At 61.2% G+C, this 16,806-nt stretch carries 22 protein-coding genes; 18 read left to right on the top strand and 4 right to left on the bottom strand.

Translation table 11 applies throughout. The annotated features are described in order from the left end of the window. Positions 1-125: 125 nt before the first annotated feature. The 14 genes from ACRARG_RS12585 (at position 126) to ACRARG_RS12520 (ending at position 13,939) form a co-directional block, all read left to right on the top strand. Positions 126-2,264: a phage tail tape measure protein gene (locus tag ACRARG_RS12585; protein WP_432690361.1), complete on the top strand. Its 2,139-nt coding sequence runs from the start codon at positions 126-128 to the stop codon at positions 2,262-2,264. Beyond that, positions 2,264-2,944 (top strand): hypothetical protein, encoded by a 681-nt coding sequence (locus tag ACRARG_RS12580; RefSeq protein ID WP_432690360.1) that lies wholly within the window; start codon positions 2,264-2,266, stop codon positions 2,942-2,944. Before ACRARG_RS12585 ends, ACRARG_RS12580 begins: the two co-directional genes overlap by 1 nt. Next, complete coding sequence (locus ACRARG_RS12575; protein WP_432690359.1) at positions 2,941-3,528, top strand: hypothetical protein; 588 nt, start codon at positions 2,941-2,943, stop codon at positions 3,526-3,528. The genes ACRARG_RS12580 and ACRARG_RS12575 overlap by 4 nt, the downstream gene beginning before the upstream one ends. Further along, positions 3,525-3,935 (top strand): DUF6950 family protein, encoded by a 411-nt coding sequence (locus ACRARG_RS12570; RefSeq protein ID WP_432690358.1) that lies wholly within the window; start codon positions 3,525-3,527, stop codon positions 3,933-3,935. Before ACRARG_RS12575 ends, ACRARG_RS12570 begins: the two co-directional genes overlap by 4 nt. Next, on the top strand, positions 3,925-6,075 hold the full coding sequence (locus ACRARG_RS12565) for a phage tail protein (RefSeq protein WP_432690357.1): 2,151 nt from the start codon (positions 3,925-3,927) through the stop codon (positions 6,073-6,075). Before ACRARG_RS12570 ends, ACRARG_RS12565 begins: the two co-directional genes overlap by 11 nt. A gap of 14 nt (positions 6,076-6,089) precedes the next feature. Next, positions 6,090-7,985: a hypothetical protein gene (locus ACRARG_RS12560; protein WP_432690356.1), complete on the top strand. Its 1,896-nt coding sequence runs from the start codon at positions 6,090-6,092 to the stop codon at positions 7,983-7,985. Positions 7,986-7,997: 12 nt separating this feature from the next. Next, positions 7,998-8,765 (top strand): LamG-like jellyroll fold domain-containing protein, encoded by a 768-nt coding sequence (locus tag ACRARG_RS12555; RefSeq protein ID WP_432690355.1) that lies wholly within the window; start codon positions 7,998-8,000, stop codon positions 8,763-8,765. Next, positions 8,765-9,223: a hypothetical protein gene (locus tag ACRARG_RS12550; RefSeq protein ID WP_432690354.1), complete on the top strand. Its 459-nt coding sequence runs from the start codon at positions 8,765-8,767 to the stop codon at positions 9,221-9,223. Before ACRARG_RS12555 ends, ACRARG_RS12550 begins: the two co-directional genes overlap by 1 nt. Next, a complete protein-coding gene (locus ACRARG_RS12545) occupies positions 9,201-9,521 on the top strand; it encodes a hypothetical protein (RefSeq protein ID WP_432690353.1) in 321 nt (106 codons plus the stop codon). Before ACRARG_RS12550 ends, ACRARG_RS12545 begins: the two co-directional genes overlap by 23 nt. A 50-nt stretch (positions 9,522-9,571) precedes the next feature. Beyond that, a complete protein-coding gene (locus ACRARG_RS12540) occupies positions 9,572-10,555 on the top strand; it encodes an N-acetylmuramidase domain-containing protein (RefSeq protein WP_432690352.1) in 984 nt (327 codons plus the stop codon). Positions 10,556-10,557: 2 nt separating this feature from the next. Continuing rightward, complete coding sequence (locus tag ACRARG_RS12535; RefSeq protein WP_432690351.1) at positions 10,558-10,920, top strand: hypothetical protein; 363 nt, start codon at positions 10,558-10,560, stop codon at positions 10,918-10,920. An 88-nt stretch (positions 10,921-11,008) separates the two neighbouring features. After that, positions 11,009-11,296, top strand: a complete 288-nt coding sequence (locus tag ACRARG_RS12530; protein WP_432690350.1) for a hypothetical protein — start codon at positions 11,009-11,011, stop codon at positions 11,294-11,296. Then, entirely contained in the window at positions 11,289-13,649 is a 2,361-nt protein-coding gene (locus ACRARG_RS12525; RefSeq protein ID WP_432690349.1) for a hypothetical protein, read from the top strand. Before ACRARG_RS12530 ends, ACRARG_RS12525 begins: the two co-directional genes overlap by 8 nt. After that, positions 13,646-13,939, top strand: coding sequence for a winged helix-turn-helix domain-containing protein (locus ACRARG_RS12520; RefSeq protein ID WP_432690348.1), 294 nt, complete (start codon positions 13,646-13,648; stop codon positions 13,937-13,939). Before ACRARG_RS12525 ends, ACRARG_RS12520 begins: the two co-directional genes overlap by 4 nt. 15 nt (positions 13,940-13,954) lie before the next feature. Here ACRARG_RS12520 and ACRARG_RS12515 read toward each other — a convergent pair whose 3' ends face one another. The 4 genes from ACRARG_RS12515 to ACRARG_RS12500 are packed head-to-tail and all read right to left on the bottom strand — an operon-like array spanning position 13,955 to position 15,364. Next, entirely contained in the window at positions 13,955-14,239 is a 285-nt protein-coding gene (locus ACRARG_RS12515) for a hypothetical protein (protein ID WP_432690347.1), read from the bottom strand. 25 nt (positions 14,240-14,264) lie between these two features. Further along, positions 14,265-14,621, bottom strand: coding sequence for a hypothetical protein (locus tag ACRARG_RS12510; protein WP_432690346.1), 357 nt, complete (start codon positions 14,619-14,621; stop codon positions 14,265-14,267). Positions 14,622-14,635: 14 nt separating this feature from the next. Further along, positions 14,636-14,965: a hypothetical protein gene (locus ACRARG_RS12505; protein ID WP_432690345.1), complete on the bottom strand. Its 330-nt coding sequence runs from the start codon at positions 14,963-14,965 to the stop codon at positions 14,636-14,638. Positions 14,966-14,983: 18 nt separating this feature from the next. After that, positions 14,984-15,364 carry an ASCH domain-containing protein gene (locus ACRARG_RS12500; RefSeq protein ID WP_432690344.1) on the bottom strand — a complete coding sequence of 127 codons (381 nt, stop codon included), beginning with the start codon at positions 15,362-15,364 and terminating at the stop codon, positions 14,984-14,986. 105 nt (positions 15,365-15,469) lie between these two features. Between ACRARG_RS12500 and ACRARG_RS12495 the strand changes: the two genes are divergently transcribed. The 4 genes from ACRARG_RS12495 to ACRARG_RS12480 all read left to right on the top strand — a co-directional run bounded on the left by ACRARG_RS12495 (position 15,470) and on the right by ACRARG_RS12480 (position 16,797). After that, positions 15,470-15,949 (top strand): hypothetical protein, encoded by a 480-nt coding sequence (locus tag ACRARG_RS12495; RefSeq protein WP_432690343.1) that lies wholly within the window; start codon positions 15,470-15,472, stop codon positions 15,947-15,949. Positions 15,950-15,963: 14 nt separating this feature from the next. Further along, complete coding sequence (locus tag ACRARG_RS12490) at positions 15,964-16,149, top strand: hypothetical protein (RefSeq protein ID WP_432690342.1); 186 nt, start codon at positions 15,964-15,966, stop codon at positions 16,147-16,149. 277 nt (positions 16,150-16,426) lie between these two features. Then, complete coding sequence (locus ACRARG_RS12485) at positions 16,427-16,603, top strand: hypothetical protein (RefSeq protein WP_432690341.1); 177 nt, start codon at positions 16,427-16,429, stop codon at positions 16,601-16,603. A gap of 14 nt (positions 16,604-16,617) precedes the next feature. Continuing rightward, entirely contained in the window at positions 16,618-16,797 is a 180-nt protein-coding gene (locus ACRARG_RS12480) for a hypothetical protein (protein WP_432690340.1), read from the top strand. Positions 16,798-16,806: the final 9 nt, after the last annotated feature.

The following is a 16,806-nucleotide window of genomic DNA, read 5'->3' as shown; positions in this document are numbered from 1 at the left end:
AGAGCATCATCGGCAATCTCAGGGTCAACCTGGGGCTGGACAGTGCCGCGTTCGACAAGGGGCTCGGCCGGGCCGGTTCGTCGATGGCCCAGACCGCGGCCCGGATCGGAAAGCTCGCAGCTGGCATGGCGGCGTCGGCCGGCACGGCCTTCACGGCCTTGGCGATCGGCGCCGCGAACAGCGCGGATGAGATCACCCGCTTTTCTCGCCTGTCGAGCACTAATGCGCAGCAGTTCCAGGAATGGGCGGCCGGAGCGGCGACGGTCGGGATCGAGCAGGGCAAACTGGCCGATATCCTAAAGGACGTGAACGACCGTGTCGGCGACTTCCTTTCGACCGGCGGCGGGCCGATGGCAGACTTCTTTGAGGAGATCGCGCCCAAAGTCGGAGTGACCGCTGACCAGTTTCGCGGCCTCTCCGGCCCAGACGCCTTACAGCTCTACGTTGACACGCTGCAGAAGGCAGGTGTGAACCAGCAACAGTTCACCTTCTACATGGAAGCGATGGCATCGGAAGCGACCGTCCTGTTGCCGCTGCTGAAAGATGGCGGTAAGGGCATGGCGGAGTACGCAGCCCGGGCCCAGAAGGTCGGCGCGATAATGAGCGGCGAGACGTTGCAGGGGCTGAACGCAGCGAAAGACGCGATGCGCGAGATGAGCCTGGCCGCGACCGGTATGCGGAATTCTCTGGGCGCGATTGCCGCACCAGCGATCGTTGCCCTTGGCGCTGCGGTGACGGCCGTAGCCACCGTGATCAACGAGAATGCGGGCATGATCTCTGACGTCCTGAACACGATGATCGGCACCGCTGTCGTCGCGGCGACGGTTTTCGCCGGTCGATATGCTGTGTCTGTCGGCGTCACCGCCGTGCAGGCCATGGCGAAGGCAGTTGCACAATCGGTTGCTCTGGAGATGGCGCTTGGAGCGCAATCTCGCGTATCGGCTTTGGCGAGCGCCGGGATCAAAGGTCTGGCTGGGGCCTTTGCTGTGCTTCGCCGCGCAATCATTTCCACCGGTTTCGGGGCGCTGATCGTGGGCGCCGGATGGCTTCTCGGCAAATTCGTGGAGCTGGTACGCGCAACAGGCGGATTTGGGAACGCGCTGGCCCTCCTTAGGGATGTCGCCGTTGGGGTCTGGGACGGGATCAAGACGTCAGCTAAGTCAATTCCGGCCGCCCTCGCATCCATTTGGAAGTTAGTTCGATCGTCTTTCTTCAGCCTGATGAGCGGACTTGCCGAGGCCTGGTCGCGTTTCCTCGGTGGGCTGGGGGCCGATCTCGAGGCTTCGGTAGTGCCAGGCGTCGCAGCAATCGGCAGGTCTGTCAGCGCTGTGAGCGGCTTGGCCGCAGCCGAGATGGCCGAATACGATGCCAAGGCTCAGGCAGCAGCGTCGGCATCAGCGCGGCTCAGGAAAGAGGCGGGTGCCTTGGCGTCTTCAGGGTTCGGTAAGGCCAAGGAAGCACTTAAGGCGCTGAACCTCGAGGTTATCGAGGTTGAAAAGAACACCGAAGAAGCTGAGACATCCGTAACCGACTTCGGTACATCGGCCGGTGGCAAGGGTGGCGCAGCCGAGAAGCTGACCAAATTGCAGGAGGTCATGAAGCGTCTGAAGGAAGAGGCCGCAGAACTTGCTGCGACCCTGAACATGTCCGACCTCGACGCTGATATCTGGCGCAATCAGCGCGAAGCAGGTGTCTCCGTCGACAGCGGTGCTGGTCGGGCCATCGCGGAGCAGACACGGATCAACGACGGGCTGAAACGTCTGAAACAATCGACGGAAGATTGGCGAAAGAGCATTACGGGAGCTTTCAAAGATTTTGTGACCGGCGCTGCGTCGTTCAAAGACATGCTGGGGCAGATACTCGGAAAGCTTGCTGACATCGTGCTCGACAACGCGTTCCAGTCGATTTTCAAGGGATCATCCGGCTGGCTTGGTGGAATTCTGTCAGGGCTCGGGATCGGAGCTAATGCGACAGGAACCGACTATTGGCGCGGCGGCCTGACATCCATCAACGAGCGCGGAGGCGAAATTGTCGACCTGCCTCGCGGCACACGGATCATTCCCCATGGGCTCAGCAAGCGGATGATGGAGGGTGCGGGGCAAAACGTCCATGTGACCGTGGGCGTCTCTGCCGATAATAACGGCAACCTCATGCCGTTTGTCGCGGGCGTTTCGACACGCGTCATGTCCGCAGGGTCGAAAGCCCAGCAGCGGCAGCTTGGCGGCAATCTGTCCGCCTATCAGGAGCGGGGCACGACAGGCTGATGGAACGCCCGATCATCACAGTGCCGCGTGATCTTCTGCGGCAAACAGAATTCAATTGGCAGATCGACTGGCGGGGTCAGGAAAGCGGGGTTTCAATCGGGGGCAATCCGCTGGGGGTCGTGAATGCTTTTCCGCGATGGATCGGCGAACCTCAGATGACTTTGCACAATGACCTGGTGCGGCGATGGCGGGCGATCATCGGTCAGGCGCAGGGCCGTCTTGGCGTGTTTCGACTGCCGCTCATTGATCCGATCGGATTCGACTGGCAGGCCGCTGCGGGCGCCCTGTCACCAAACGGCGCCCAGATTGGGAATGGTGAGTACCTGACGACGGGCAACGGCATCGCCTATGTACCGATGGCGCTTGCGGTTGGCGCTGTAGCTGCTGGTGCCACCGAATTTCGCATTGATGTCTCCCCCTGCGGGATCGCGCCAGTAGATGGCCAGATTATGAGCGCCGAAGACTGGCCGTTTCAGGTGACCTGGACGCAGCCGGTATCCGGCACGCTTTACGACATCGGTGTCGTCCGCCTTGCGACGGCAATCGAGGATGGCGGCGTGATCAACATGCAGGGCCATGGCCGCTTTGAAATGCGTGATGAATCTCAGGGCATGGCGTCTTACGGACCGGATCGCCACAGCACACCAAGCCTTGCCGTTCAAGAGGTTCTGCGCCGATGACCCTGACGATTGAGCAATGGAATCCGCGCGACAGGCTGGTCGGTTTTCTGGACCTGGTGAACATAAATACGACCGATGGCGACTTCGGGTTCATCGCGGGAACGGATGGGGTGTTTACGGACATCAATGGTAAAACCTGGTACGGCTCCACGCTCATCAGCGTGCCACGCCTGCAAAGCGCGATCGACGGGGTGGCGCCTTCCGGGTCCATCGAAATGTCGTTCATTCAAGACCCATCGGACGTTGATGTTGTCGGCCAGATTCGCGAACTCGGGCTGGCCTACATCAAGGATCGCCCGATTTCTTTCTATCTGCAGCCGATCCGCAGCATGTCCGAATTCCACGCGCCGACCCTGCCGCCGGAACTGCACATGACGCGGACCATGCGGACGCTGACCTTTGCCGGGGCCGGGGCTGCGGAGCGCAGCATCACAGTCGGGTTTGAGCCTTGGACAGAGGATCGGCGCAGCGCCAAGCGCATCGCCTACAATACGGACGGCCATGCCAAGCTGATCGGCTCTGCCAATCCGTCCCTGTCTTTCATGCCGACTGAAAATTTCGAAGAAGAAAAGCTCTTCGGATGACGCCACTTTATGCTGAATTGAACCGCTGGATGAGCCTTCCGTTCATCTGGGGGGAGACCGATTGCATCATGGTCCTGTGCGACTGGATCAATGCCGTGCGGGGCGTGGACCCGGCAGCTGCGGATCGGTTCACATATACGGACGCGGGAACGTGCCAGCGCGCCACGCGTTTCTTCTCCGATCCAGTTGGCACTTTGGACAGCCGCTTTCAACGGGCGGGCATCATGCGCGGAAATGAGCTGCGCCCCGGCGACGTGGCATTGATCAAATTGCCTGATCATCCGCGCCCGGTGGGCGGTATCTGGACGGGTAAATTTTGGGGCTGCAAGGGGCCGGACGGCACGGTTACGCGGCACCCGTCCATGGCTGAGGTTTTGGCATTCTGGAGTGTCGGCTATGAGGCGTAGCCTGCTGATCGGTGCATTGCTGGCAACCACCGCCATGACCGCACCAACACAGGCAAAGGCTTGGCCGGTGCTGGGGTTTGTGCAGGGTTTCGCGGCGGGCGTATACGGTTCGTCTGTTCTGGGTGGCACTCTTGGCGGGGCTTTCACCGCCGGCCTGACAGCATCTGCTTATGTCACGTCGGGGTTCTTCGGGACCATCGGCGGGCGATTTCTGCTGTCGATCGGGCTGTCGTATCTGTCATCGGCGCTCATGCAGCCGACACAGGAGCCGTCGGCCACGCTGACGAATTTCGCCCAGCCGGTCACATATGCCGTGACCGCCTACGGGCGGGGGCGCCATGGCGGGCCGCTGGGCTTCACCGGGTTCAAAAACAGCACGGATGTCGTGACCGGCACGACGGGCGCGAAGCGGCACTATTCGCCCTTGCTGGCGGCACATCCCTGCCACCAGATCGTCACGCATTACCTGGACGAACGGGAGGTCGAGATAGACGGCGATGGCGTCGTGACGACGCCGCCCATGGATGGATATTACCGCATTCGTCCATTTCTCGGCCAGCCCGGACAGACCGCTGATCCGGAGCTTGTCAGCAGCTTCGCGGAAGTGACGAGCGCCTTTGATTTTGCAGGTCTGACCGGCGCCCATATCTGGGCCAAGCGTCCGTCTCAGAGCAAATTCAGTGAAATCTATCCGACCGGGCGCCAGGGTGCCTATACGCCGGTATTCGATGGCAAAGACACGATCTACGATCCGCGCACCGATAGCACAGGGTTTACGCGGAACGCGGGGCTTATTCTTGCCGACTGGATTGTCGGCATGGGGCAAGGCGTCGATTGGGATGAGGTGGCCGGCGAAGCCGACGCATCGGATGTGACCGTGTCGAATGGCGACGGCGGCACGCAGCCGAAATGGCGGATCGACGGCAAGATCAGCGATGATCAGGAATTCGAAGACCAGCGGGCGCAGATCGCAGCCGCCTGCGATGCGTGGATGTATGAGCGGGCTGACGGCAAGGTCGGGTTCAGGGTCGGTCGGTATGAGGAGCCGACGATTACGCTGACGGCTGACGATTTTCTCAGCGTGGAATTCACAGAGGGCGGATGGGGACGCAATGCGCCGACGGAGGTTGCCTGCAAATACGTCGAACCGGCCAATGCCTGGCGGGAGGCACCGTCCGGCCCCTTTGTGATCGACGCGACATCCCGGCAGGTGCGCGAAGAGCCGAACCTTTACCTGGTATCGAGCCACAATCAGGCGTGGCGCCTGAACGTCAGGATCGCGAAGGTCAAACGTCCGAAATACCAGTTTCGGGGCACACTCGGGATGATGGGCTATTTCTTGAGAGGTCATCGGTTCGTGCGGGTGCAGGCACTTGGGATCGATGAAGTCTTTGAGGTCGGCGAGCTTTGGCGGAATGAAGGTGGCGCAAGCTTCGATATCGTCGCCAATTCGGTGACCGCAGAAGATTTTGAGCCGGACGGGGCAGCTGATGAACCTGCTCGACCCGTTTTTGAGAAGGTCGCAAATGACGACACGATTCCCGCGCCGACCGGCCTTTCCGGATCGGCGCTTCATGGAGAGGCGATCCTCTGGTCATTTGATGATCAGGACGAAAGCCTGACCCAGCAAATTCACATCCGCGTCAGCGGGGAGTCCGATTGGCAGATTGTCACCGTTCCGACAGGCCAATCGTATCAGGCGACAACGGGGCTTGTGGACGGCAATCTTTATGAAGCGCAGGTTCGCAACCGCACATCCGCGCTGCGGTCATCCGACTGGAAGCCCGACGTTCCGATCGTCGTGCGGGCTGTGGCCAATTCAACCCCGCCCGTCGCGCATACGGCATTCGCGGCCACCTTGAACGGCGCGGATGTGGATCTGACCTTCACGGCTCCGAATGATCCGAATTACTACGCCACGCGCATTTATCGCGCGCTGGACAGTACAGATTTTGCAGACGCGTCCCTGATCCATACCGAATTCGGCATCCCGTCCAATGCGGACGGCTACACCGACCCGGCCCCTGCATCCGGCGATCAGAGTTACTGGATCGTACCGATCAACCAATCCGGCAAGCCGGATGACACGGGCACCTTGCCCGCAACCGGGCTCGGCCCGGAAACCGTCACCGTTCCATAAATCGAGGCTAACCAATGGTCGCTTTACCCGTCCGCACGGTGGTGCAGGGCAATCCTGTTTCGTCCACGCATCAGATTGACCCGGTTCTGCTGACGCAGCTGCTGGAAGAAATGCAGTCACAGGCGGCGCTGACTGGCGCGATGTTCTTTGAGGACACCCGCGCGCAGCTCTATGCCACCGCCCCGGCAGACGGCGATACCGGGTTTGTGCTGGAGGATGGAACCGCCAGCTACAATGGCGTTTACAGGTACAACGGCAGCGCCTGGTCCAAGACCGCAGAGCTTCCCGCCGGATGGCTGGTCGAGGTCACAAAGGAAAGCCTCGGCCTCGGAAACGTCAACAACACGTCGGATGCGGGCAAGCCGGTCAGCACCGCCCAGCAGGCCGCGCTGAACCTGAAAGCGGACGCGGCTGCGCTGACCGCTGAAACTGACGCCCGCATCGCCGCTGATGCACTCAAGGCCGATGCGGACAAGGTGCCGGGACTCATTGACACCGACGCGTACGGATCGGTCTGGGTTGACGCCAATGGCTATGCGACCCGCGTCGATTTTCTGGACGGCACTACCCGCTCCGCCGGATCATGGTCCGAGACGGATGCTTATGACCATGTGATCGTGGATGCGGCTGGCTATGCCATATCGGGCATGTCGACGGACGGTGCTGAGATCGGCGCTACCGCCGACAGCGACCTCGACCGGGCGCGTCTGACTGGCGGCACGGCGTTCCTGATCCTCTACGGGCAATCGGTGCTCCGAGGGTTTTCGACCACACCGATCAGTACGACGCCAGTTCCAAATCTGAAAATGTTTGAATGCGGCACGGTTCCATCGTCTACCGCCTGGGCCGATCCGGAAACCTACATGGATGAGCTGGTCGATCACGTCACCATCGGAACCGCCGAAGAGGCGAGCCGGGGCGTAGCTGAGAGCTTTTTGTCGGCATTTGCAGACGAGGCCGGGTTTGTGTTCAGCGCGGCATATGATCAGGTCGTGTCGATCAACTGCTGTGAAAGCGGGCGACGGGCCGACGAGCTGGGGCAGAACGGCGCATACTGGTATCGCATCACCACTGCTATCGACGCGATCGCGGCCTATGCCGACGCGCAGGGGATCACGGTGGGCGTCCTGCCGATGGCGTACACCCAGGGCGAGGCCGACAATACCGAAAATCCTGAAATCTGGCTGCGGCGGATTGAGGACGATATCCGCCGACCCGCCGAGGCATATGCGCAAGCCGCTCTGGGCTATCCCGTGACGCTGGTCATGGTGATGACACAGGTGGCGTCGCATCAGTACTACGGAAACAGCTATCCGACACTCGCCGAGGCCGTGCTGGAACGGTGCATTTCTGACCCGAACTACGTATTCGGCGGCACGATGTATCAGTACGAATACGGCGATGGCGGCGGTGTCGGGTCGCATTTGGCCACTGCGCAAGAGGTCAAATGGTGCGGCGCGATGATCGGGCGCGCAGTGGCGCGTGTGTCGCTGGGAATGGACGGCGAGTATATTCGTCCGATCCGGGCGTGGGTGCAGGGCGCCCGGACAATCCAGATTGAATATGACGTGCCGGTCGAGCCGCTGGTGATCGACACCACGAATGTCGCGGCTCTGGCGGCGCGCGGGTATCAGGTCTATCGGCGCGACAGCAATCTGGCGCTGACCATCGCATCGGTTGCGGTGGTGGCGCGGCGGTTCGTGCAGATCACCATGACTGCCGATCTTCCTGCCGCTGACATACAGGTCCGGTATGCATGGCAGGGCGGGGCCACTGGCGTAAACGCTGGGCGCACCACAGGATCACGCGGCAACATGCGCGACAGTGATGCCGCGACATTCGGGATATCGGGTGACGATTACGCGCTCTGGCATTGGGCGCCCATCCATCATTTTGACATCGACGCCTGAGGAGGCAGCACCATGGCAATACAGACAATCATTCCCGGCGCTGACTTCAGCGAAAGCGGTATCGGATATTACGGCGAAAGCTGGCCACCGATTGGTGCTCTAAAGTGGGCGGGCATGTTTGGGCATGCGTACCCGGAAGACCCAAGCTATGATTATTCGCTGCGGGGAAAGCGCGCCACCATGCACGGGCTGGTAACGCCGCTGACGGGCAGCTATGCGGAGCCGGATCAGGTTGCGTGGTGGACATTGCCCTACACCGACGAGGAAGTGCTGGAGTCCGGTGTGAGCGGATCACTGACCATTGCGGCGGTGGTTAAATGGCTGGATAACGGCGAGGATGGCGTGCCCGCGTCGTCGTACAACACATCGACCACGCCCGGCCTGAAGATGGAGGTCGATAAGGCCGCTGGCACCATGCAAATGCACACCTACGCCGGGGGCGTGTCTGCTGATACAGTGTCGCGGGCGCCCGGACTGTCTGCTGGCGGATGGGAGTTCATGGCTTCGGTCTGGTCTCCCTCGGGCATGGCGCTCTATCGCAAGGGAGCAGCGGACAGCGCCATGTTGGTATCGACTGGATCTTACGTCAACGGGTCTGCGCCGGGCACACAGAACCCGCGTGCTTTCCGGGTTGGTCGCGACTGGAATGGCAACGTCGCAGGTGGTTGTGCCGTGGCCGGGCTGGCGGTTTACGACATCGCCGCAAATGCCGCCCAAATCGACAAAATCTATTCCGGCATCAAGTCGTGGATGACGGCACACGGCGGACCGGTGATCTAATGCCTTGGCGAATCCGCTACAAAGACCGGGCGCTCGAATGGCATGTCGCCTTCGCGACCCTGGCCTTCGGCATCGGTGTCGCCTCGCCTGAGTTCATCCTATCCAAGTCTCTCGACTGGATGCATCGCGTGATGGGTGAGGTGGCCTGGGGCTATGTTTTTGCTGCGATCGGAGCGGTGCACCTTCTGGCGCTGGCGATCAATGGGGCCCGGTGGTGGACGCCGCTTGCCCGGACCGTCATGGCCGCATTGAACCTCGCTGCCTATTCGTTCCTCACCATCGGGTTCTGGGTCGATGCGCCGACGTCTACCGGTGTACTGACCTACGGGTTTTTCATGGTGCCATGCCTCGGAACCACCCTATTCCGCGCCGCCCGAGACGCCTTCTGGCAGAACCAGCAGCCCAATATCAATGAGTACCTGCCGATGGTGGAAAATGGCCTTTCAGATCAGCCCTGAGAACTTCACGCCCGAACAAATTGCAGCAACCTGCGCCGGTATCGCTGGCATCATCGGCGTGATCCTGACCGCGGCGAAGCGCAGCGCGAAGAAGGTCGAAGAACCAAAGGACAAGGCCGATCTTCTCATGCAGCAGCAGGCCAGTTTTGATCGGCGGTTAGCGGCGCTTGAGGTCGGGCAGAAGCAGCTGGCTCAGGACCATGTCAGGCTTCTGGAAGAGGAAGAAGAGACGCGGGCGGAGGTACGCAAGGCATCCGACCGTCTTGTCCGGATCGAGGATCGGACTGTCCGCCGCTGATCCAGAAAGAGATGCATTTCCACCGCCCGGCCATCGCGCCGGGCTTTTTCATGGAGAAAGACATGACCTATCCTTGGAGAGGCGCCGCCCGGCCTATGCCGGCAGGCGCCTTTGATCGCGCTGCGCGCGAGCTTGGCTGCGAGAAAGCGACCATCCAGGCAATATGGATGACGGAGAGCGCGGGACGTGGTTTTCGCTCGGATGGGACGCTGGAGCGTCGGTTCGAGCCGCACAAGATGCCCGGTTCAGCAATGACCTGGAGGGAAAGCCTGAAGATCAACGCAGCCGACCGCGAGGAAATGCTGCGGGACAGTTTTGCGGAGCACCCAGAGGCCACGTTGCGGGCCACCAGCTGGGGCGGCCCCCAGATCATGGGCTTCAACGCCGCAGATGCAGGTTATTCTTCGGCGCTCGACATGGTGAGAGACATGGCCGCATCGGAGGAAACACACCTCGAAGCCTTCGTCTCTCTGGTGACGTCGTGGGGGCTCGACAGTGCGATCCGGGCGCATGATTGGCAACGGATCGAAACCCGCTACAACGGCGGCGGTCAGGGCGGCGCCTATGCCCGGAAGATGGAAGCACATTACCGCAACCTCACCGGTCGCGCTTCACCTGTGGTCCTTCGTCTGGGAAGCGCCGGCGGTGACGTTCGCCGACTTCAAGGTCTGGTCGGCGTCCAAGTCGACGGGGAGTTCGGGCGGGAGACGGATTCTGCGGTGCGCGAGTTTCAGGCCGCTGCAGGTCTTCCGGTGGATGGTGTCGTCGGGCGCCGCACCTGGGAAGCGCTCGGCGCGGCCGGGGTCAAACCGAAAGCACAGGAAACGCCCAAGGAGGCGGCGACGGACAAGCTTGGCAAGGTGATCGGTGCGGCGGGCGGGGTCGGCGGTGTGGTGGCTGCAGCGGGTCAGATAAAAGAGTTGTTGCCGCCGCTGGCATACGATGGACTGGCATATGGTGCGGTGGCCATGCTGCTGGTGGCCGCGGTGATCTTGCTCTTTCGAACCCTCATGCCCCGGAAGGGCGACGCGTGATCATGCTGGCCTGGCTGTCGCGACTTCTGACAGGGAGTATCCTTGATCGCGTCCTGCGAACCGTAGATGAGAGCATCGCAGCATCCACCGATCGGGAACGCATCAAGGCGGATATCGTGCGGGAGCACTACCGGGCCCGCGCCGACTGGATGAAGGCCGGAGGTTTCTGGCTTACCTTGATCTTCGCCCTGCCCCTCGGCATGTGGTTCGCCGCCGTGATCGTCTACTCGATCCTCTGGTGCGCCGGATGCGCCTATCCTCAGTCCTGGACCATTGCCGCCTTGCCGCCGCCGCTGGATGAGTGGTCGGGCCTCATCATCATTTCGATTTTCGGTGTGGTCGGGGTCTCCCGGCTGACCAAGTGACCCATCCAGAAATAAACCGGCCGCTTGCCGCGTTCTGACAGCAACCCTGCCCCGCCTCGCGCGGGGTTTTTCATTTCAGGAGGCCTGAATGCCCAGAAACACAAACGTCTCCGTCCCGACGGACGAATGGACGCAACTGACCGCCAACGACGTTACGGAGATCAGCTTCCAGAACGCCGGGGGGTACGCGATGCTCGTGAACGCGACTGTCGGAGCGACCCAGCCCAACGATGAAGTCACGGGCTATGTATATGCTCCTGGCTCTGGTGAGGTGCGAATAAGCTTGGCGGATTCGTTTCTGGGCGTGTCCGGCGCCAACCGCGTCTGGGCCCGGGGTATCAGCGGCACGACATCGGCGATGGTGTCCCATGCGTAAGGGTCTTTCTGGTCTGGGGCGTCCCAGCGGCGGCAGCATCCGCCTGCAATCTTTGGTCAACGGTTCGATCGGGTCGGTCTTCAATTCGTCCGATACGATCACGGCCGACGTTGATGCATTGCCATATGCGCCGGCGGATGCAGTGGTCATCACCTCTGACAATGGAGGTAGTGGCGACGATAGCCTGATCGCTGCATCCGGCGACGATGTCATCACCCTTGCTTTGGGAGACCTGTCGGCGCAGGTGCGGCGCTATGTCGTGCCCCTCACCCTCACCGGCACGCCGACTGACGCCACTGAAAGCGTCGCCTATTCTTGGACACCTACGGCTGCGGGCGGTCAACCGCCCTACACCTATGCGCTCATCTCCGGCGCGGCATGGATGTCGGTCGACGAGGACACTGGCGAAGTGACAGGCACGCCGGATGATGCGGGCACTGATCCGATCTCAATCCGCGTGACAGATGCAGGTGGCCGGACGGCGACGCTGGCCGATGATGTGGTGGTTCAGGAAGCCTCGGCGGGCGGGGAAAGCATCGCCATGCTCTGGCGTTGGGGCCAGTCGAATGAAGGCACGCTTGGCAACAATCCGGGCCAGACGGATGCCCAGTATCGCGGCGCCTTTCCCACCATCCGGCAGGCCGACAATGACGGCAACACGCTTGGCCCGACTGAGACCTATTCGCTAGTGCCCTATGCCATCATGGACGACGGCGATGCTGACGTGGTGATCGGTGACGACACAATCAGCGCGCCGCAGGGCGAATACACCATCATCGGTGACGGGGTTCCCGTGGGTCCGTCATTTGGCGTCGCGGTCGATATTCGGGACAATGGCCTTTGGGCCACCGCCGAAGAGACCTGGTTCTGGAAGGCGTCGAGCGCCGGTAAGCCGATCCGCTACTTCATGCCGCCGGGAGAAATCGCGGCCTATCATTCGGGTGAAAGCGACACCATCCGGGGCTGGCAATACAAATGCTACGCTAACCGGCAGCTCCGGGCCGAACTGGCCGCAGAAACGCGCCCGGTCTATATCCAGTGCACCGGGCAATGGCAGGGTGAGGCGGACACCAATCCCGCGCGTGCGGCGGAGGATACGGGCAGCGACTACATCGTCAACTACGCTTCTGAGCACGAAAAGGTGTATCAGTCGGATGTTGATGTGCTTGGCGTCGAGCCGCCCTATTTCGTGGTGCAGCTTGCCCCGGTCTGGAACGACACCCTCTCGGCCCGCGACCCTTATACGGACGCGCTGAACGCCGCTCGCAAAGGCATGTGCCGCTACACCGTGGACCTGTCAGGTAACATCACTGACAACGGGTCCGGCAATGCCAAGAGATATTTCATCGAGCATGATCTGGGTGGAAAGATCGCGGCGCAAAGCCCGGACCCGCATATCACGTCTGATGAACAGCGGCAGATCGGTCGGGCCATGGCGCTGGCCCTGCGGACGATCCACGGCGGCGATGGGTTTACCACGACCTACCCGCTGACCGAGGTCAAACCGCAGCTTGTCGGGGTATCGGGGAGCCTGAACGGCACGACGTTGACCGTCACCGGCTATTATTCGGACCCGGGCGTCATCACACTTTCGGCCTATGATGCGTCGGATGACAGCCCGATCGGATCGCAGACCGTAACGATCACAGACACGTTTGCTGGGACCACTCTGTTCAGTGTCAGCCTTGCGCTGCCCGGCGACACTGAGGTCGATTGGTCTGTTTCACTTGAGCTTGCCACGGGTGAGGTATCCGTCGCCAAGACCGACACGGTGACAACGCCCGCTTTGGTGCGGTCTTTCGACACGACATTCAATCCCAGCGACTTCACCTACTCCACGACAAATACGGCCAATGACACGGCCACGCGCCTCAATACCTCCGGGTCGCGCTACCCGCGCGGGACACCCGCGTCCAATGGTGGAAAGCGGTATTTCGAGGTCGAATTGATCAATGCCGCATCGTTTATTGGCATCGGCGTGCCGACGACTGCGCAAGCGGGCGGCTCCAACGGGGTCGAGCGCTCTGGTATCCTCGGCACGAACATCCAGTATACCGGCGGGTCCGTCTCTGTCGGTTCCAATATCATCGACAATGCCACCGCTCAGATCGCGTGGGACGGTGATGCGGGGCTGCTATGGGTCAAGGCCAGCTACATGACGGACTGGAACGTCAACGCCTCAGCGGACCCGGCAACAGGCGTGGGTGGGCTGGATATTTCCGGCATGGACCTGACGCAGATCGTGCCGCTCCTTGGAACTGTCGGCGGTTCTGACGGCAATGGCGCGACCCTTCTGCTTGACCCGGCAGAGTGGGCGAATACGCCGCCGTCAGGGTTCTCTGCAATCGGATGACCGACAACGAAAAAATAGCTCGGATCCAGCGTGAGCTGGGCCTGACGCACGGCCAGTGCCAGACTTTTCTGCTGCTGGCGGAGCGGCCCGGATGGATCGTCACCTACGACCGTTTTGCGGACCGCCTTTGGCCCGAACCAGATGAGCTGCCGGAAGACTTTCACGATGCGGTGTGGTGCCGGATCAGCCGCCTGCGCCGCCGTCTTCCAGAAGGTCTGGCTATCGTTCGGCACTATGGGATCGGATATTCTCTGACGGTGCCAAAAGGCTGGGTGAGGCCTTGGGAGTAGGGGCGGCCTCCGGGATCAGTTGGATTCGGGTTGTCGGTTGGATTTTTGGCGTCGGATAAGGCGATCAATCTCGACATCCGTGATGGCGTCTATCGCAGCGCAAATCCGGTAGCGGTCTATCCTGAGCCGTTTCTTTGCTGCTGCCAGCTCCTCGTCGGACCGCTCTGCCACGTTCGAAGTGTGGTCCAGATCAACGGCGGGCGGCAGCCCTGGGCAATCGTCGATAGGCCCAGGACCGCTACGGCCACAGTTGAGGCAAATGCTGCTGACGAAGCTGGTTCCATACCATTCGTGTTTCATGGCGCCGCCTCCGGCGTTTTTAGGATTACTCGGGAAGCGGGGAGAACGAAGGCTTTCCAGCCCGCTTCGCCCGCGTCTTTTCGATGTTGGCCCAGCACCGTTCCAGACCGATATCGGCGGCGTCTTGAATGTCGATGCCGTGGGCTGTGCCGAATATCGCGAGGGTGTTCATCACGTCTCCGATCTCCACGCTCAAATCCCCCTCTGGGCGTCCAAAGACATAGTCCACCAGCTGGTGGGCCTCGGACGCGGTGCATCCGCCTGCCTGGGCCAACTCAAGGGCTTCTTCCAAGAAGCGGTGCGCGCGCTCCGACTTGTCTGCGGCGATCTCCTCACCGAAGCAGGCGACTGCCCATGCGTGAGCTTGTTTCTGAAAGGTCATGGTGCCTCCGGAGTCTACTGGACTGGTTTCGGCTGGCCGGGCGCGGGACGATCTGGCCAGACCTCGTGGAATGTCTCGGGGTCGGCGGCGTAGATCATTTCTCGATCCTCGTGGTCCATGTCGCAGACGTTGAGCAGGCAGTCCTCTTCGCCGCTGATGTCGCGGTCCCAGAGGATTTCACCAGCCTTCTGGCAGGCTAGGTGGGTCTTCCATGTCCAAGCGTCACCACCATCGACGCACCGCGCCCGCCGATATCTCGCCCCCGGCTCGATCCTCCGAAGGCAACTATCGCACAGGTGCGACTTTCGGGCGGTCAGTTCTTCTGAGCCTATGATAGTGACCATTGGGGGCCTCCGGCGGTTTTAGGACTGGCGATCTGCCAGCGGCACAAGCCAACTGATCAGGACGCCGTTGAAGGGCAGGCCGTGGGTCTGCTCGAAGAATGCGCGCATATCGGCCCACGTCGCAAAGCCGTCACGCTTTGCCCATGCCTCAAGGTCGGTGTGCAGTTCCTGCGGCCCGAAGGTCCATATCTTGTCCTCTTCGATCAGGATCGGGCACGCGTCATGGCACACAGCGTCCCTCAGCTTCCGACATGCTTTGGTGCGCATCCCGGTGTAGAGCTGGAGCTTGTCTCCGCGCTTTGCGTGCCGGCCGTCTTTGCGCCGCGCCCGGATGGTCTGGCGCTTGCTGCCGGTCTCGACCGCGTGCGCAAACTGCTTCTGGAAATTGTAGGCAACCATGGGGCCTCCGAAGCCTCTTTCATATCAAATACAGAAAGCATAATCCGTTGACGCAAGCAACCGCTTTCTGTACGCAGACAGAAAGTAAACAGAAAGCGGCAGGGCATGATCGATGGTAAGGAAGCGGACACCTTCAACGGGAAATGGGCGCTCGTCACGGTCAATGAGCGCCTGCCGTCACGCGGTGAGCAGATCGCCCGCGCCCGCGCCTGGGGCGTCACGGAGTCGATGTTGGGCCGGTACGATATCAGCGCTTTGGTCCTGGACGATGTGACGGGCAAGCGTACCACGAACTGGCCCGGGCTGCTGAAAAACCGCGCGTCGTTTCTCGACACCATGGGGAAGTTTCTGCCCGCCGGTGATCAAGTTTTCTTCGCCACGCCGCTCTGCATCGGGTTTTCGCCCGCGCACGCGCAGCAGACCATAATGCGACTGTGGTCCTGTGGTATGCTGGCCTATGTCCACACAGTGCGGGGTAATGGATCGGCGCTCTATGCCGAGGGCGACGACATCACCGACCTGCTGGAAATGGTGGCGCAGGAACAGAACGCCGCCAACGTCCGCAAGTCGAGGAACAAGGTCTAAACAGGAGCAAGGCCATGTCTGTTGTGCTTGAGACCGGCGGTGTCGTGAAAGTCGACGGGGTGCCTATTCCGGGCCGGTGGCACCATGTGCAGCTTGGGGCGGCATATTTTGAAGATCCCGGCGTCCTGTCGACCGACACTATGTCGAAGGATGCTCTGCGGATGAAACTGGCCGAGATGTATTCGGCGGAATCCAGATAGGAGTGTGTGCATGTCGAGGTGGTTCATTGCGATCCTAGTTCTGGTGGCCAGCTCCGCGGCCGCGGCAGATAGTAACCGCGTTTTCACCCTCTATCGCAATTCCATCACCGACCCGACGATGAGGATACACGTCGCGACTTTTGATGCAGACGAAGCCGCTGAATACAATCATGAGAATTGCTGGCTCGCTGCCAGCTTTTTTTCAGGACAGCAAGGTGTGATGGTTCGCTTCTGGTGCGAGCCTGGGCGCTTTGCTCGGTCTAGATAGGAGCGAGGCTTGGAGAAATTCACGGATAGAGAGGCTGCGCGTCGCCTTCTCGACCGCCATGCACGAGAGGTTGCCGCGCACTTCGATGCAGAAAATCTGCACTCGGCAGAAGACCTGATGCGGATGCCGGTCAAGCGGTATCTTGAGTTGATCGTGAAGCATGACACCGACGAGCCGGTTGTCTGACGAAGGAGCGGAGCATGGCCGACATCGAGGAGAAAGCGGTGCGCCTTTACCTGCAGGAGGCAGTGAATCGCGGCGGCGGCTGGGAAATGGCTATGCGGATGATGGCCGGACGAATCCTGGTCCTTGAGGATCGCCTGCTGCGCGCTGGCGTCGATTTTCCCGATGCGCCAGGCATCGAAACCGTATCCAGCTAAGGAGTGAAG

This window comes from Pseudooceanicola profundi, assembly GCF_050897955.1.
GTDB lineage: Bacteria > Pseudomonadota > Alphaproteobacteria > Rhodobacterales > Rhodobacteraceae > Pseudooceanicola.
Note: the sequence above shows the minus strand (reverse complement) of the source record. Positions and strands in the feature narration are given on the sequence as shown.

What these genes read in the sequence shown, in the direction of transcription:
- ACRARG_RS12585 (WP_432690361.1), top strand. Translation starts at nt 126, where the DNA reads ATGGCGGCGTCGGCCGGCACGGCCTTCACGGCCTTGGCGATCGGCGCC.
- ACRARG_RS12580 (WP_432690360.1), top strand. Translation starts at nt 2,264, where the DNA reads ATGGAACGCCCGATCATCACAGTGCCGCGTGATCTTCTGCGGCAAACA.
- ACRARG_RS12575 (WP_432690359.1), top strand. Translation starts at nt 2,941, where the DNA reads ATGACCCTGACGATTGAGCAATGGAATCCGCGCGACAGGCTGGTCGGT.
- ACRARG_RS12570 (WP_432690358.1), top strand. Translation starts at nt 3,525, where the DNA reads ATGACGCCACTTTATGCTGAATTGAACCGCTGGATGAGCCTTCCGTTC.
- ACRARG_RS12565 (WP_432690357.1), top strand. Translation starts at nt 3,925, where the DNA reads ATGAGGCGTAGCCTGCTGATCGGTGCATTGCTGGCAACCACCGCCATG.
- ACRARG_RS12560 (WP_432690356.1), top strand. Translation starts at nt 6,090, where the DNA reads ATGGTCGCTTTACCCGTCCGCACGGTGGTGCAGGGCAATCCTGTTTCG.
- ACRARG_RS12555 (WP_432690355.1), top strand. Translation starts at nt 7,998, where the DNA reads ATGGCAATACAGACAATCATTCCCGGCGCTGACTTCAGCGAAAGCGGT.
- ACRARG_RS12550 (WP_432690354.1), top strand. Translation starts at nt 8,765, where the DNA reads ATGCCTTGGCGAATCCGCTACAAAGACCGGGCGCTCGAATGGCATGTC.
- ACRARG_RS12545 (WP_432690353.1), top strand. Translation starts at nt 9,201, where the DNA reads ATGGCCTTTCAGATCAGCCCTGAGAACTTCACGCCCGAACAAATTGCA.
- ACRARG_RS12540 (WP_432690352.1), top strand. Translation starts at nt 9,572, where the DNA reads ATGGAGAAAGACATGACCTATCCTTGGAGAGGCGCCGCCCGGCCTATG.
- ACRARG_RS12535 (WP_432690351.1), top strand. Translation starts at nt 10,558, where the DNA reads ATGCTGGCCTGGCTGTCGCGACTTCTGACAGGGAGTATCCTTGATCGC.
- ACRARG_RS12530 (WP_432690350.1), top strand. Translation starts at nt 11,009, where the DNA reads ATGCCCAGAAACACAAACGTCTCCGTCCCGACGGACGAATGGACGCAA.
- ACRARG_RS12525 (WP_432690349.1), top strand. Translation starts at nt 11,289, where the DNA reads ATGCGTAAGGGTCTTTCTGGTCTGGGGCGTCCCAGCGGCGGCAGCATC.
- ACRARG_RS12520 (WP_432690348.1), top strand. Translation starts at nt 13,646, where the DNA reads ATGACCGACAACGAAAAAATAGCTCGGATCCAGCGTGAGCTGGGCCTG.
- ACRARG_RS12515 (WP_432690347.1), bottom strand. Translation starts at nt 14,239, where the DNA reads ATGAAACACGAATGGTATGGAACCAGCTTCGTCAGCAGCATTTGCCTC.
- ACRARG_RS12510 (WP_432690346.1), bottom strand. Translation starts at nt 14,621, where the DNA reads ATGACCTTTCAGAAACAAGCTCACGCATGGGCAGTCGCCTGCTTCGGT.
- ACRARG_RS12505 (WP_432690345.1), bottom strand. Translation starts at nt 14,965, where the DNA reads ATGGTCACTATCATAGGCTCAGAAGAACTGACCGCCCGAAAGTCGCAC.
- ACRARG_RS12500 (WP_432690344.1), bottom strand. Translation starts at nt 15,364, where the DNA reads ATGGTTGCCTACAATTTCCAGAAGCAGTTTGCGCACGCGGTCGAGACC.
- ACRARG_RS12495 (WP_432690343.1), top strand. Translation starts at nt 15,470, where the DNA reads ATGATCGATGGTAAGGAAGCGGACACCTTCAACGGGAAATGGGCGCTC.
- ACRARG_RS12490 (WP_432690342.1), top strand. Translation starts at nt 15,964, where the DNA reads ATGTCTGTTGTGCTTGAGACCGGCGGTGTCGTGAAAGTCGACGGGGTG.
- ACRARG_RS12480 (WP_432690340.1), top strand. Translation starts at nt 16,618, where the DNA reads ATGGCCGACATCGAGGAGAAAGCGGTGCGCCTTTACCTGCAGGAGGCA.